The organism is Roseburia rectibacter, from assembly GCF_014287515.2.
In the GTDB taxonomy this organism is placed as follows: domain Bacteria; phylum Bacillota; class Clostridia; order Lachnospirales; family Lachnospiraceae; genus Roseburia; species Roseburia rectibacter.
Genome location: NZ_CP092473.1, coordinates 3,262,565 through 3,278,101, shown reverse-complemented (window position 1 = coordinate 3,278,101; position 15,537 = coordinate 3,262,565). Strand labels below are relative to the sequence as shown.

The following is a 15,537-nucleotide window of genomic DNA, read 5'->3' as shown; positions in this document are numbered from 1 at the left end:
TACGAAGAGAAAATAAGGACAGTTTTTTAGTCGAATGAGAGTCTAAAAAACTGTCCTTATTTTTGATATCTTAAATTCAGCAAAAGAGAAGGAAAGGAGTAAGGGATGAATACAAAATATTATCTGGCTGTGGATATCGGTGCTTCAAGCGGACGGCATATGCTTTCGCACCTGGAGAACGGCAAAATTGTTTTGGAAGAGATATATCGTTTTCCAAATGGCATGATTGAAAAAAATGGTCACAAAGTATGGGATGTGGACCAGTTATTTCAAGAGATTCTGACTGGGATGAAAAAATGTGCCATGGTAGGAAAAATCCCATATAGTATGGGTATTGATACATGGGCAGTCGATTTTGTTCTGCTGGATGAAAATGATGAACGTATCGGGGATGCAGTGGCGTACCGGGACAGACGGACGGAAGATATGGGCAGGAAAGTATATGAGTTTATACCGGAAGACGATTTATACGGAAGAACTGGAATACAGAAACAGATTTTCAATACGATCTATCAGCTGATGGCAGTCAAAGAGCAGCAGCCGGGGCAGCTTGAGTGGGCAAAAAGTATGTTAATGATACCGGATTATTTTCATTTTCTATTAACTGGGAAAAAGGTACAGGAATATACAAATGCGACAACGACCCAGCTTGTGAATCCTGTGACAAAAGATTGGGATATTGAATTGATAGATATGCTTGGATATCCTCGAAGAATTTTCCATAAAATTCAAAATCCGGGATATGAATTAGGCAGACTGACGGAAGATATTCAAAACAGGGTTGGATTTGATTGTAAAGTAGTTCTTCCGCCAACGCACGATACTGCTTCTGCGGTGATGGCAGTTCCAACGCAGGAGGAGCATGCACTTTATATCAGTTCCGGCACATGGTCATTGATGGGAACAGAGTTAAAAGAGGCAGATTGCAGCAAAGTCAGTATGCAGCATAACATGACAAATGAAGGCGGTTATGATTACAGATTCCGCTATCTGAAAAATATCATGGGATTATGGATGATACAGTCAGTGAAAAAAGAAAGCGCACCGGATATGGGATTTGGAGAAATTTGTGCACTTGCATCAAAAGAAACGATCAGATCCTTTGTAGATGTCAATGATGCGAGATTTCTTGCACCGGAAAATATGACAGCGGAAGTAAAATCGGCATGCGAAGAAGCAGGGGAACAGATTCCGCAGACAATTGGTGAATTAGCCGCGGTCATTTATCACAGCCTTGCAAAGTATTATGCAAAAACGGCAGAGGAAATAGAAAAACTGACAGGTATTGATTATTCCAGAATACAGATTGTCGGCGGCGGGGCAAACGCACATTATTTAAATGAACTGACGGCAGAGTATGCAGGGAAAAACGTATATGCGGGGCCGACAGAGGCAACAGCAGTCGGAAACTTTGCTGCACAGATGATCGCGGCGGGAGAACTAAAAGACCTAAAGGCAGCAAGGGCATGTATTGCAGAGTCGTTTGAAATAAATATTTTTACAAGTAATCAGGATACAGAATAGAAAGGAAAAGTAAAATATGACAGGTTACGAAGCAGCAAAAGCAAAATATGCAGCATTAGGTGTGGATACAGATCAGGCAATTGAGATATTGAAAAAGGTTCCGGTATCACTGCACTGCTGGCAGCTTGATGATGTGATCGGGTTTGATAATGACGGAGGACTGACCGGAGGAATCCAGACAACCGGAAATTATATGGGACGTGCGAAGACACCGGAACAGCTCATGGTAGATATGGAAGAGGCAATGAAACTGATGCCTGGAACGGCAAAGCTGAATATCCATGCATCTTATGCGATTTTTGGATCGGGAGAATTTGCAGACCGCGATGCCTTAGAGCCAAAGCATTTTGCAAAATGGGTAGAATTTGCAAAGAAACACAACATGGGAATTGACTTCAATCCTACATTTTTCTCCCATGAAAAAGTAAAGGACGGATTGACCTTATCAAGCCCGGACGAGGAGACGAGAAAGTTCTGGATCAACCACGGAAAAGCATGTATCCGTATTTCGGAATATTTTGCGAAAGAGACCGGAATGCCGTGTGTGATGAACATCTGGACCGGTGATGGATTTAAGGATGTTCCGGCAGACCGTATGGGACCGCGTCTCCGCTATAAGGATTCGATCGAGCAGATCCTCTCAGAGCCGTATGATAAAAATCTTGTAAAACCGTGTGTGGAATCAAAAGTGTTTGGAATAGGTGTGGAGTCTTATACGGTAGGTTCTGCGGAGTTTACGCTGAGCTTTGCGGCACTGCACGATGGATGTATGCCGCTTATGGACAACGGACATTATCATCCGTTAGAGTATGTGTCCGATAAGATCCCGGCAATGCTCTGTTTTTACCCAGAATTTGCACTTCACATTACAAGGGGTGTGCGCTGGGATTCCGACCATGTGCTGATTTTGGATGATGAGACAAAAGAGATGGCAAAAGAGATCGTAAGAGATCACGCATTAGACCGTGTTTACATGGCATTAGATTACTTTGATGCAAGCATTAACCGTGTGTCAGCACTTGCAACCGGTTTCCGCAGCTGGCAGAAAGCACTTCTGATGGCTCTGTGCACACCGAATGAGATGTTAAAGGAACTTCAGGATACCAATCAGATGGGGAAACTCATGGTGATGAATGAGGCTGTGAAAATGCTCCCGATCGGAGAAGTCTGGGAAGAATACTGCCGTAGGGAAGGCGTGTGTGATGATCTTCATTTCTATGATGAGATTGAAAAATATGAGCGCGAAGTGTTAGTAAAGAGAGCATAGCTGAAAAAATAGCATATAGCAAATTAGACGGGGATTTGTGAATACCTGAAAATTACAGAGAAGAGGGAAACGAACATGAAATTTATAGATGCAGAATTTGTAAAAGGATTTATCCGTATGGCGAACGACGGATGGGAGCAGGGATGGCATGAGAGAAATGGCGGAAATCTGTCCTATCGTGTCAAACCGGAGGAAATAGAATCCGTAAAAGAAAACTTTGAGGCAAAGAAGTGGCAGCCGATCGGGACATCCGTTCCAAATCTGGCGGGAGAATATTTTCTTGTGACCGGAAGCGGCAAATATTTCCGCAACGTCATCATTAAACCGGAAGATTCCATCTGTATGATCGAACTGGATGAAAAAGGCGAAAATTACCGCATCGTATGGGGACTGGTAAATGGAGGCAGACCGACATCAGAACTGCCAAGCCATCTGATGAATCTGGAAGTGAAGAAGATACAGAACCCGAAGTACCGTGTCGTATACCACGCGCACACCACGAACATCATTGCGTTGACGTTTGTTCTGCCGCTGGAAGATAAAGTGTTTACGAGAGAACTCTGGGAGATGGCAACCGAATGTCCGGTCGTATTCCCGGCAGGCATTGGCGTAGTTCCGTGGATGGTACCGGGCGGCAGGGAGATCGCAGTTGCAACCAGTGAACTGATGAAAAAATATGATCTTGCGGTCTGGGCACATCATGGTATGTTTGCGGCCGGGGAAGATTTTGACCTGACGTTTGGTCTGATGCACACCGCAGAAAAATCCGCGGAGATTCTGGTAAAAATGCTTTCCATGAGACCGGATAAGCTGCAGACCATCACACCGGATAATTTCCGTCATCTTGCGAAAGACTTTCATGTTACACTGCCAGAAGAATTTTTATATGAAAAATAAAAGCTAGTACGAGCGATATGCGGATGGTGTCATCCCATATCGCTTTTTAAATACTTTCACGAAGTAATTGCTGTCAGGATATCCTACATACATTGCAATTTCCGCAACAGAAAGCATGGAGGTCTTTAAGAGTTCGGCAGCTTTTTTTGTGCGTAAATCTGCTATATATGCGGTCAGGGTGATACCCATTTCTTTTTTAAACAGACGGGACAGGTGTTCTTCGCTTACATGATTTGTATCCGATAATTCGTGCAGGGAAATGTCCTGTGAATAGTTGATGGAGATGTAGTTTAGTACATTTCGGATAACGGGAGAGTATTGTGACATATGCTTTGTATCATGAACAGCCTGGGTCAGTCTGATCAGCATATCTTTTTGAATCTTATCCAGTTCAGATCCGGTTCTTGCGGAGGCAAATTTCTGGATACTTTCTTGTGCTATTTCATCTATTTTTACCACAGGGCAGCCACCGGCCTCAGCGGCTTTTCTGGCAAGAGTTCTAAGGATGGCAAAACCATTCCAGTCGGTAGAATATAGAGAACGCTGTGATTGGGAGGTGTTGGCATAGTAATTGCTTGCTATACTCTCAAAAGCCATACGGACACCGTCTATATCCCCATCTGATATTTTTCTGAGAAAATAATTCTCCGTTTCATATCTGTCTATGATTTGATAATAGGTATTATTGGATTCTAAAATCAGCTTATCTGTCTTGAGCTCCTCATGGAATCCGGTCAGCTTTCTGTAAGAAAATTCAGGTGTATTTGGGATAAAGGTACGCATGGCAGCAAGTACGGTACCGTGGATCATGGAATAGCTGAGCTGTGGAAACTGATCATAGTATAGCTTCAGTGGCAGCAGAATGCTTGCAGGTAGTTTGTGGGATGCTAATAATTCCTGCATTTCCAGTGATGAAAAAGTATTTTTTACATAGGGACCCAGCAGGTAACAGGTATTATCAAAACAAAATAGAATCAGATTTGTATTCAGATAGTCTGTAATCTCATAAAATACGTCTTTTTTTGCATTTTCCAGCAGATAATGCAGATATTCTGCGGTGTACATCGGCTGAAGCGTTTTTTCAAAGCAATTTTGCTGTTCAAATGAATCAAGAGAGGCATTATCATTTGCAATACTGCAGATTCTGATGCCCAGTATATTTGCTACAAATCCCATGAAAATTTTCTCATTCATTAGATATCCCCCGTCATGTATATGTTATCAGATACCGCTGCGGGCGGCAGACTGTGATTTTTATACAAATATCAAAATAATACTATTTATATCAAATTTACTCTAACTATATCATGGATCATATGTTAATGTAAATACAGATCAAAACATATTTAACAAAAAGATACCAGGGAGGTTTTTTTATGAGGAAGGAAAAGAAATTAACGCAAAGTGAAATTGACGGTGTGCAATACCGTCGTGCAAAATTATGGCAGATTATTTTGTACTCATGTAATGCAATGGTTGGAATGACGGTTTATTCTTTAATTGGTATGGCAAGCTATAGTGCAAGTGTTGGATATGGAATTTCAACAGCTGTCATAGGAATTATTCTGACATGTACACGTATTTTTGATGGTGTGACAGACCCTGTTTTAGCAATTATATATGACAAGGTGGACACGAAATTTGGAAGATTAAGGGTACTGCTTTTGGGAGGATTTGTTATTGAAGCAATTGCACTTCTTGCCATGTTTGATGTGTTCTCATCAAAGGGCCATGGAATCGTTGTGTTTACGTTGTTATATGTAATTTACGTTATTGGTTATACAATTACAAATATGACAGCGCAGACATTACCGGCAATTATGACAAATGATCCGAAACAGCGTCCTACAATCGGAGTATGGCAGACAGCATTTAACTATCTTGTTCCTATGATAATGACGGTTATACTTAACATGGTATTACTTCCGAAATTTGGAGGGACATATAATCAGGAGTTCTTGTCAGCTGCAGTGAGAGTAAGCATGATTGTGGCAGCAGCAGGCATTGTGCTTGTATGCATAGGAATTTCAGAATATGACAAGCCGGAATATTATCTGGGAATTAAGAAACAGGAGCCACTTAAAGTAAAGGATATGCTTGATGTATTAAAGGGAAATAAACCATTACAGGCATACATTGTCGCTCAGGCATCTGATAAAATTGCACAGCAGACAGCATCACAGGCAGTGATTACAACAATGCTTTTTGGTATTATTATTGGAAATATGAGTCTTGCCACAATGCTTTCTGTGATAAGCATGCTTCCTTCGATCGTATTTGCCGGCTTTGGAGCCAGATATGCAGGAAAATATGGCAGCAAAAATGCGATTGTGACATGGACAAAGATATGTATGGCAGTTGCAGTAATATCACTTGTATTCTTTATCGTAATTGATCCGGGCACAATCTCAACATTTGGATTTACAATGATAGCTTATGTCATACTCACTCTTGTGCTGAACGGAGCGAAAATGTGTGTTACCACAGCGGATGTATCATTTATGGCAGATATCATTGACTATGAGCTTGACAGAAGTGGAAGATATGTACCAGCCGTTGTTACAGGTACTTACAGTTTCATTGATAAACTGATCTCTTCCTTAGCAGCACTCATTGCAACCGGTGCCGTGGCGATTATCGGATATACAAATACTATGCCACAGCCGAACGAGCCGCTTACAACCCCTATTTTTGTGGTGACAATGATAATATACTTTGGGATGCCAATTCTTGGATGGATTGTGACACTTATAGCTATGAAAAACTGTAAACTTACAAAAGAGGAAATGGTTCAGGTACAAAAGAGGATAGAGGCAAAGAAGAATGAGATGAAAGAAAAAGTAATAAAGGAGTATGTGTAAGTATGAGAAAAATAAATTTATTTAATGATAATTATATATTTGAAAAGGAGGGAGTCACCGAAAAAGTGACTCTTCCGCATACCTGGAATGCAGCAGATGGACAGAGCGCATCCGATTATTACAGAGGAGAGTGCATTTACACAAAGAAATTTGCAAAACCGGAACTTAAGGATGGAGAGCAGTTATATCTTGAAATAACCGGAGCAAATTCATCATCAAAGGTAAGCCTGAATGGGAAGGAGCTTGCGTCACATGACGGAGGCTATTCTACATATCATGTAAATCTGACAGATGGACTTATGGATGAAAATGAGCTTGAAATCAAGGTGGATAATTCCCCAAATGACCACGTATATCCACAGAAAGCAGATTTTACATTTTATGGCGGCTTATACAGGGATGTGAGGCTTATCACTGTGCCAAAGAACCATTTTGACCTTGATTATTATGGTGGAAAAGGTTTTTATGTGACACCAGAAGTGAAAGAGGATGGCAGCGCAGAGGTCAGATTTGATGCATATGTATGTGGTGATGCAGATGAGATCAGTGTTTTGGTAAATGGAGATTCTGGTTCGCAGAGTGTAACACTTTATATCCCGGAAGATGACACACAGACAATTTATGATGAGGACGCACTTTGTGGAATCAGACATTATACAGGAACGCTTATCATTGATAATCCTCATCTGTGGAATGGATTAAAAGATCCATTTTTATATACAGCGGCAGCAGAACTTAAGAAAAACGGTGATATAATTGATGAAGTTACCACAAAATTTGGATGCCGGAACTATTACTTTGACCCTGAAAAAGGATTTTTCCTGAATGGAGAGAGCTATCCGCTCAGGGGAGTATCACGCCATCAGGACAGGATGGGCGTTGGAAATGCACTTACAAAAGAGATGCATGAGGAAGATATGGAGCTGATATTGTCAGTGGGAGCTAATTCAATCCGGCTTGCACATTATCAGCATGACCAGTATTTTTATGATCTGTGCGATGAAAAAGGAATTGTGGCATGGGCTGAGATACCGTATATCACAGTACATATGGATGGTGGAAGAGAAAACACGATCTCACAGATGAAAGAACTGATTGTCCAGAATTATAATCATGCGTCTATTATTTGCTGGGCTATCTCAAATGAAATATCTTTACAGGGGGTAACGGAGGATCTGTTAGAAAATCATAGAATATTAAACGATATGATTCACAGAATGGATCAGAGCCGCGTATCTGCAATGGCAAATCTGTTTATGCTTGAGACAGACAGTCCGCTTGTAAGTCTCCCGGATATCAGAGGCTATAATCTCTACTATGGATGGTATGTGGGGGAGATGGAAGACAATGATGCATTTTTTGACCAGTTCCACAAAGAACATCCGGATACAGTGATCGGACTGACAGAGTATGGTGCTGATTCGGTAATTAAATTGCAGTCACCAAAGCCGCAAAAAGGTGATTATACAGAAAGCTATATGGCAGTGTACCATGAGCATATGCTTGAGATGATTTCCCAAAGACCATACCTGTGGGGCACCTATGTATGGAATATGTTTGAATTTGCTGCTGCAGGACGAGATGAGGCGGGCGACCCTGGTAAAAATCACAAGGGACTTATCACCTTTGACAGAAAAGAGAAAAAGGATGCTTACTATATTTACAAGGCATGGTGGAGCGATGAACCGTTCGTTCATCTTTGCGGAAGAAGATATGCAGACCGTATAGAAACGGTCACAGAGATTAAGGTTTACTCTAACCAGAAAAGGATAGCCCTCTATGTGGATGGAAAACTCTTTGGGGAGCAGGAAGGTGAGCATATATTTAAATTTGAGGTTCCAATCTGTGGAGAGCATACGATAAAAGCTGTCTGTACAGATCATGAGGCATTAAGCGATGAAATGACGATCCAAAAGGTCAGTGAACCAAATCCGGCGTATTTTATGGATGCCACAAAGGTTTGTAACTGGTTTGAAGAACCACAGGAAGAGTCTGAAAAGGAAGAAGGCGGATATCTCTCGTTAAACAGCACGATGGCAGAGATTCAGGCTGTACCGGCGGGAGCGGCACTTCTTGCGCAGATGATGAAGCAGATGCAGGGTTCAGTGGCTGGAGGTATGGGTAAGAATGTAAAGATACCAGAGACAATGATGGCTATGATTGCAAGACAGCCGTTAAAGAAACTTCTGGCACAGGGAGGAATCGATGCAGATGGAGAGCAGGCGAAGATACTTGCAGCAGCACTTGGAAAGATTCCAAAGAAATAAGGTTCTTTAAATGGAAAATTATGGTAGTTAATTGAGAGAGAGCAGTGAAGTGAGGTCAGATGAAATGAGCAGATTTCCAGACAAATTTATGATTGGTGCGTCAACTGCGGCGCACCAGGTAGAGGGCAGCAATACAAACAGTGATTACTGGGCAATGGAGCACTTAAAGCATACGAACTTTAATGAGCCATCTTTAAACGCAGTTGACCATTATAACCGTTATGAGGAGGATATCCGTCTGATGGCAGAGGCTGGGCTGAATACTTATCGGTTTTCCATAGAGTGGGCACGTATAGAGCCGGAAGAGGGAAAATTTGATGAAGCAGAAACAGAGCACTACAGAAAGGTGCTCAAATGCTGCAGGAATCATGGAATAGAACCGGTTGTTACCATGATGCATTTTACATCACCAGTATGGCTGATACAAAAAGGCGGATGGGAAAGTGAGTCAACCGTAAAGTATTTTGTAAGATACTGTGCATATCTGGCAGAAAAACTTGGAGACCTCATGCATTATGTCATCACAATCAATGAAGCAAATATGGGACTTCAGGTAGCTGCGATCGCAGAGCGTTATAAGCGTCAGATGATGGCGAAGCGCAGGGAAGGAAAAAAGAGTAAAAAAGATAAGAACATGGAAGGCACCGCTCAGGTTGGCATGAATTTTAATAAAATGCTGAAAAATATGTTCTGGCAGGGATTTGAAAACAAAAAAGTTTTTGGAACAAAAAAACCGCAGATCTTTGTCAGTGCAAGAACACCAGAAGGAGATATCCTTGTAATGCGTGCGCATCAGGCTGCAAGAGATGCGATGAAAAAGGTTCATCCAGAACTTTTGATAGGATTGTCATTGTCACTTCATGATATTCAGGCTGTTGATGGTGGAGATGCAGCTGCAAAGCATGAGTGGGAGGAGGAATTTACACATTATCTTCCCTATATAAAGGATGATGATTTTTTTGGACTTCAGAATTATACCAGAAGCCTTATTGGACCAGATGGAATATGTCCTGTGCCTGAGGGGGCAGAGATTACACAGATGGAGTATGAATTTTATCCACAGGCATTGGAACATGTGATCAGAAGAGTGCATGAGGAGTATACAAAAGCTGGGAAGAAAAATATGCCGATCATGGTCACAGAGAATGGCATAGCAACAGAGGACGATACCAGAAGGGTTGCATTTATTGATGAGGCAGCAAAGGGAGTGGAAGCATGTATTGCGGATCATATACCGGTGATAGGCTATTGCCACTGGTCGCTGCTGGACAATTTTGAGTGGCAAAAGGGCTTTTCAATGAAATTCGGACTGATAGCAGTAGACAGATCCACCATGAAGCGTATGCCGAAAAAGAGTCTCTATTTTCTGGGACAACTATAACTTGGAAAATATATGGAGTGAAAATAAATGAAGTATTATTGTAATCCGGTAAATATAAATTACAGATATCAGTTCAATGCGGATCAGAGGAAAAACGGAATTGCTGTCTGCCGCGAAGCAGCAGACCCATCCATGATAACGTTTAAAGGCAGATATTACATATTTGCATCCATGACTCTTGGTGTATGGGTTTCGGATGATCTGGTAAAATGGGAAAATCATAAACTGCCATCAGAACTTCCGTTGTATGATTATGCGCCGGATGTGCGTGTGATGGGGGAATATGTATATTTCTGTGCCTCAAAAAAAGGGGAAAAATGCGACAGGTACCGCACAAAAGATATCTTAAACGGACCATATGAGAAGATAGAGGGAACCTTTGATTTCTGGGATCCGAATCTGTTTGTGGATGATGATGGAAAGGTTTATTTTTACTGGGGCTGTTCAAATGAGACCCCTATGTGGGGAGTGGAGTTAGACCCACAGACCATGAATCCAAAGGGAGAGAAAAAAGAACTGATATATGCCGATCCTTATAAATATGGATATGAGCGGATTGGTGATGATAACGGTAAGCTGCCACGCTCAAAGGAAGAGGTGGACGCCTGTTTTGACAATTTCATGAAATCCCAGGGGACACCTGTGGAGCAGATCCCGCAAATGTATATCCCGATGATCAGGGGAATGTTCACAGATAAACCTTATATTGAGGGTGCCTGGATGGATAAGCATGAAGGCAGATATTATCTGCAGTATGCATTTGCCGGTACACAGTATAATACCTATGGAGATGGAGTATATGTCTCAGACAAGCCGTTAGGACCATTCACACCGGCAAAAAACAATCCATATTCCTATCATCCAGGTGGATTTATGCCAGGTGCCGGTCATGGTTCTACGATGGAGGATTATAAGGGGAATCTGTGGCATGCGGCTACAATGCGGATCAGCGTAAACCATGATTTTGAGAGAAGAGTCGGCATCTGGAAGGCTGCATATGATGAGGAAGGTGAGTTGTGCTGTAATCAGAGGTATGGGGACTGGCCGGTTCATGTATCAGATAATAAAGAAAATGATATATGGGAAAACCCAGAGTGGATGCTGTTATCTTATGGTAAGAAAATGACAGCGTCATCCTATACAGAAGGAAAATCGCCAGAACTTGCCTGCAATGAAAATGTGCAGAACTGGTGGCAGGCTTCATCGTCCGATAGAAAAGAATGGCTGATGATGGATTTGGGAAAAGCTATGGATGTGCATGCGATTCAGATTAATTTTGCAGATGATGAAATAAATATTCCTGTTCCTGGTCAGATTAGAGGAACAACGCAGGCAAGATATATTGAGGAAGCAGATATTGCTACCCAGTACCTTTTAGAGGGTTCTGTGGATGGGGAAAATTTCTTTGTATTAGAAGATAAGACAAAAGCAGATACGGATTTAAGCCATGACTTTTTAGTATATGAGAACGGCATCGAGGTTCGCTACATAAGGTTGTCTGATATGAAAGTACCTTACGGTCAAAAGCCATGTGTCAGTGGACTCAGAGTGTTCGGTAAAGGTGCAGGCAGTTTGCCGGAACAGGCATCATATGAAGCAGCAAGAATTTCCGGAATAGACATGGAGATTGTGATTGATTCACAGGAGAAGGATGAAGCGGATGGGACGACAGGATACAATATTCTCTGGGGACTTAAACCGGATAAGCTGTATCACAGCTATCTCGCATATGACACGAAAAAGAGAATAGGAGCTCTTGTTGACGGAGAATCTTACTATGTAAGAGTGGATACATTTAATGAAAATGGAATTACGGAAGGAAAACTTCAGTTTGTAGAAAATTTGTAAGATAAGAAAAACAGGGAGAAAATTCATGGCGATCAAAGCAGTACAACAGATTATGCTTGGAACAGTGACAGGCAGTGAAGCAAAGGCAAAAGAGACACTGCAGGCGATGGTAAATGCCGGATATAATGGAATCGAACTAAACAGCTTTATGGTTAATCCTACCCCATTTATGGTGCGGATGCTCACGATGGCTGCGGGCATGCCTACAGGAAAAGGAGGCAATCTTGACTGGGCAAAGCTGGTGAAGGAGGCAGGACTTTCTGTTGTCAGTCTGCATAAGGATTTAGGTGGTATAGAAAAAGAACTTGCCAAGACAGTGAGGGAAGCAGAAAAATACAATACCACCAATGTTGTTATTACAGGAATGTACCGCTTTGATTATCGCGATAAGACGCAGGTTACAGACCTGTGTAAAAGGCTCAATGAAGCTGGAAAAAAACTGAAAGCAGAGGGTATAAATCTCTTATATCACAATCATAATTACGAATTTCAAAAAGTGGATGGCAGACAGAATGCGTATGAATATATTATCTCAAATACAGATCCAGAATATGTAGGTTTTGAGTTTGACTCTTACTGGCCGACAGAGGCTGGTGTGTGCGCACTGGATGTTATGAAAATGCTGGGCAGCAGAATGAAGCTGTACCACATTAATGACAGAGGAACAAAGCTTACAAAGCCTGTAATGACACCGATTCTTAAGTCAGACAGCTGTGAACTTGGATATGGTAACATGAATCTTGAAGCCTTATGTGGGCAGGCGTTGTCGTCAGGAGTGGAGGCGGTCGTGCTGGAAAGTCACAAAAACTGGATAGATAAGTCGCCGATAAAATCATTTGAGGCATCTGCAAAATTTTTGAATGAACATATTGGAACTGTTTAAATATACATGAGGAAAAATTATGCGAGCAATTAATTTAAGAACAGAACATATGATAAATCCCATAGGAATTGATATAAAGGAGCCATATCTGTCATGGAATTGTGCAGATGGCAGGAGACAGACCGCATATGAGATCGTGGCTATGGATGAAAATTGTGTGGTTTGGGACAGTAGCCGGGTAAAGTCGGACAGTATGCATACGTATTGTCCGTTGGAGCTGAAAAGCAGACAGCGTATATCCTGGAAAATACGACTATGGGACGAAAGGGATGAAGCTGGTGAGTGGAGTGAGGAAGCCTTTTTTGAAATGGGGTTGTTAGATAAGTCTGACTGGATGGCAAAATGGATAAATCCAGAGTCTGAATGTAATCCGGAGGCACATAAGCCAGCCAGCTATCTGAGAACACATTTTCAATGTGATGAAAAAATCCTAAATAAAAGTGTAAGATTGTATGTAACTGCCCATGGTTTATATGAAGTCTGGATTAACGGAAAAAGAGCAGGGGATTTTGTGCTTGCACCAGGCAGCTATAATTATGATAAGAGACTTGCATACCAGACCTATAATGTGTCAGGACTTTTATGTGAGGGCAGAAATGAAGTAGAAGTGATTCTTGGTGATGGCTGGTACAGAAGTGTCTCTGGAGTAGATGGAGACAGGAATATTTATGGTACAGATATTGCCCTGCTGTTTCAGCTTGAGGCAGATGGCAGGGCTGTATGTGTTTCGGATGAAACATGGGAGGCTTCACAAAATGGTGCCATACGTCAAAATGATATGCAGCAGGGGGAAATTGTGGATGCAAGACTGGCTGAGGTGTCAGAGTACCATGAGGTAAAGGTGGAGGATTTTTCTTTTGATCAGTTGATATGTTCTGATTGTGTTCCTGTATGTGAAATGGAGTATTTTAAGGGAAAGATTATAACGACGCCAAATGGAGAGACGGTTATAGATTTTGGACAGAATCTTGCAGGATATGTGGAGTTTACACTGAATGCCCATGAAGGAGATACAATTGTCCTGACACATGGAGAGACTTTAGACGAAAATGGTAATTTCACGCAGGAAAATTTTCAGGACAGAAAACGTCATAAAGAAGGTGGCACGAAACAGCAGGTTGTGTATACATGTGCAGAGGGAGAAAATCACTATAAGACAAAGTTCTCTATATGGGGGTTCAGATATGCAAAGGCTGATACAGTGATTGACCTCTCAGATGCATCATTTACTGCAATTGCAGTATATTCAAAGATGGATACACTGACAATTTTTGAGTGTGGAAATGACGATATTAACAGATTGGTGCAAAACAGTATCTGGAGCCAGAAATCCAACTTTTGTGATGTTCCTACCGATTGTCCTACAAGAGAACGGGCAGCCTGGACTGGGGATATGGGAGTATTTGCCCATACAGGACTGTATCTTATGGATGCCTATCCGGTAATGCGAAAATGGCTTGCAGAGTGCAGAACATCGCAGTTTGATGATGGAAAAATTGCAAATATTGCACCAAAGAATAACAAGTCATCTTTTTTCTCGGGGCTTCTTGCCGGTTCCGTAGGATGGGGGGACGCATGTATCATTGTTCCATATGAGATGTACAGGCGGTATGGTGATGCAAGGATTTTATCCGAAAATTATGAGATGATGAAGAAATGGTATGTATTTCTCGAAGAGCGTGCAAAAAAGCGTCCAGTGAACCCTGTAAAAAGATTTAAGAGAAATCCATACCGCAGATATACGATAGAAACAGGAGTTGATTATGGTGAGTGGTGTGAGCCTGATGTGGAAAGTACTTCCGCTATGCGCACACCACAGGGCAAAGTTGCCACAGCATTTTTTGCATACTCAGGGCGGATGTTAGCAGAGATCGCAGCGATTCTCGGAAAAGAAGATGACGCTGCTTATTACAGTAAAACCGCAGAGATGGCAAAGAAGGCATGGCGTTTTATAGCAACAGAGGATGGAAAGATCTCTTCAGACAGACAGGCTGATTATGTGAGGGCACTTGCGTTTGGACTTTTAGATGGGGATGAAGCAAGGCAGGCAGCAGCCGATCTGAATGAACTGGTAAAAAAATGTGGATATCATTTAAATACCGGATTTTTATCTACCCCGAATCTGACAAGGGTACTGTGTGATTACGGATATGAGGATACTGCATATAAGCTGTTGCTGCAGGATACAAGACCGGGCTGGCTTTATGAGGTGAAAAAAGGAGCTACAACGATCTGGGAAACATGGGATGGTATTAATGAAAAGGGCGAGGTAAAGGCATCGTTAAACCATTATTCTTATGGCGCAATATGTGGATGGATCCTGGATGCCGTATGCGGAATACAGGTTTCAGATGGAAAAATCAGAATCTGTCCGCATCCCGATAAAGTCCTTGGCTATGCGAAGGCTTCCTATCAGTCGCCATATGGCAGAATTGAAAGCGGCTGGAAATATGATGGGGACAAAGTCACATATGAGTTTGAAATCCCGTCAAATACGCATGCAGAGGTGATTTTACCCGATGGAAGAAGAGAAGTGTTAGATTCAGGAAGATATTCATTGTAAATGACAAAATAACGGAATGGGAGACTTGGTATCAGATATTTCTGAT

The 15,537-nt window shown here is 41.9% G+C and carries 10 protein-coding genes; 9 read left to right on the top strand and 1 reads right to left on the bottom strand.

All coding sequences use genetic code 11. The features are described from left to right. The first annotated feature begins 105 nt into the window (after window positions 1-105). The 3 genes from rhaB (at window position 106) to rhaD (ending at window position 3,688) form a co-directional block, all read left to right on the top strand. The gene (rhaB, locus tag H8S51_RS15055; RefSeq protein WP_186900016.1) at window positions 106-1,524 is read left to right on the top strand and encodes a rhamnulokinase; all 1,419 of its coding nucleotides are present in this window, start codon (window positions 106-108) and stop codon (window positions 1,522-1,524) included. Window positions 1,525-1,540: 16 nt separating this feature from the next. After that, window positions 1,541-2,791 (top strand): L-rhamnose isomerase, encoded by a 1,251-nt coding sequence (locus tag H8S51_RS15050; RefSeq protein WP_186900015.1) that lies wholly within the window; start codon window positions 1,541-1,543, stop codon window positions 2,789-2,791. A gap of 75 nt (window positions 2,792-2,866) precedes the next feature. Then, a complete protein-coding gene (gene rhaD / locus H8S51_RS15045; protein ID WP_117921051.1) occupies window positions 2,867-3,688 on the top strand; it encodes a rhamnulose-1-phosphate aldolase in 822 nt (273 codons plus the stop codon). Between the two features lie 3 nt (window positions 3,689-3,691). On the opposite strand, the gene H8S51_RS15040 is transcribed toward rhaD, so the two are convergent. Next, a complete protein-coding gene (locus tag H8S51_RS15040) occupies window positions 3,692-4,882 on the bottom strand; it encodes a helix-turn-helix transcriptional regulator (protein WP_186900014.1) in 1,191 nt (396 codons plus the stop codon). 182 nt (window positions 4,883-5,064) lie between these two features. On the opposite strand from H8S51_RS15040, the gene H8S51_RS15035 reads away from it, so the two are divergent. From H8S51_RS15035 to H8S51_RS15010, 6 genes are all read left to right on the top strand, one after another. Then, window positions 5,065-6,549, top strand: a complete 1,485-nt coding sequence (locus tag H8S51_RS15035) for an MFS transporter (RefSeq protein ID WP_186900013.1) — start codon at window positions 5,065-5,067, stop codon at window positions 6,547-6,549. Between the two features lie 2 nt (window positions 6,550-6,551). Next, window positions 6,552-8,816, top strand: a complete 2,265-nt coding sequence (locus H8S51_RS15030; RefSeq protein WP_186900012.1) for a glycoside hydrolase family 2 protein — start codon at window positions 6,552-6,554, stop codon at window positions 8,814-8,816. A gap of 64 nt (window positions 8,817-8,880) precedes the next feature. Further along, complete coding sequence (locus H8S51_RS15025; RefSeq protein WP_117921055.1) at window positions 8,881-10,197, top strand: glycoside hydrolase family 1 protein; 1,317 nt, start codon at window positions 8,881-8,883, stop codon at window positions 10,195-10,197. A 27-nt stretch (window positions 10,198-10,224) separates the two neighbouring features. After that, complete coding sequence (locus H8S51_RS15020; RefSeq protein WP_186900011.1) at window positions 10,225-12,045, top strand: family 43 glycosylhydrolase; 1,821 nt, start codon at window positions 10,225-10,227, stop codon at window positions 12,043-12,045. A gap of 25 nt (window positions 12,046-12,070) precedes the next feature. Continuing rightward, the gene (locus H8S51_RS15015; RefSeq protein WP_117921057.1) at window positions 12,071-12,928 is read left to right on the top strand and encodes a sugar phosphate isomerase/epimerase family protein; all 858 of its coding nucleotides are present in this window, start codon (window positions 12,071-12,073) and stop codon (window positions 12,926-12,928) included. Window positions 12,929-12,947: 19 nt separating this feature from the next. Further along, window positions 12,948-15,491 (top strand): family 78 glycoside hydrolase catalytic domain, encoded by a 2,544-nt coding sequence (locus H8S51_RS15010; RefSeq protein ID WP_117921058.1) that lies wholly within the window; start codon window positions 12,948-12,950, stop codon window positions 15,489-15,491. Window positions 15,492-15,537 lie beyond the last annotated feature (46 nt).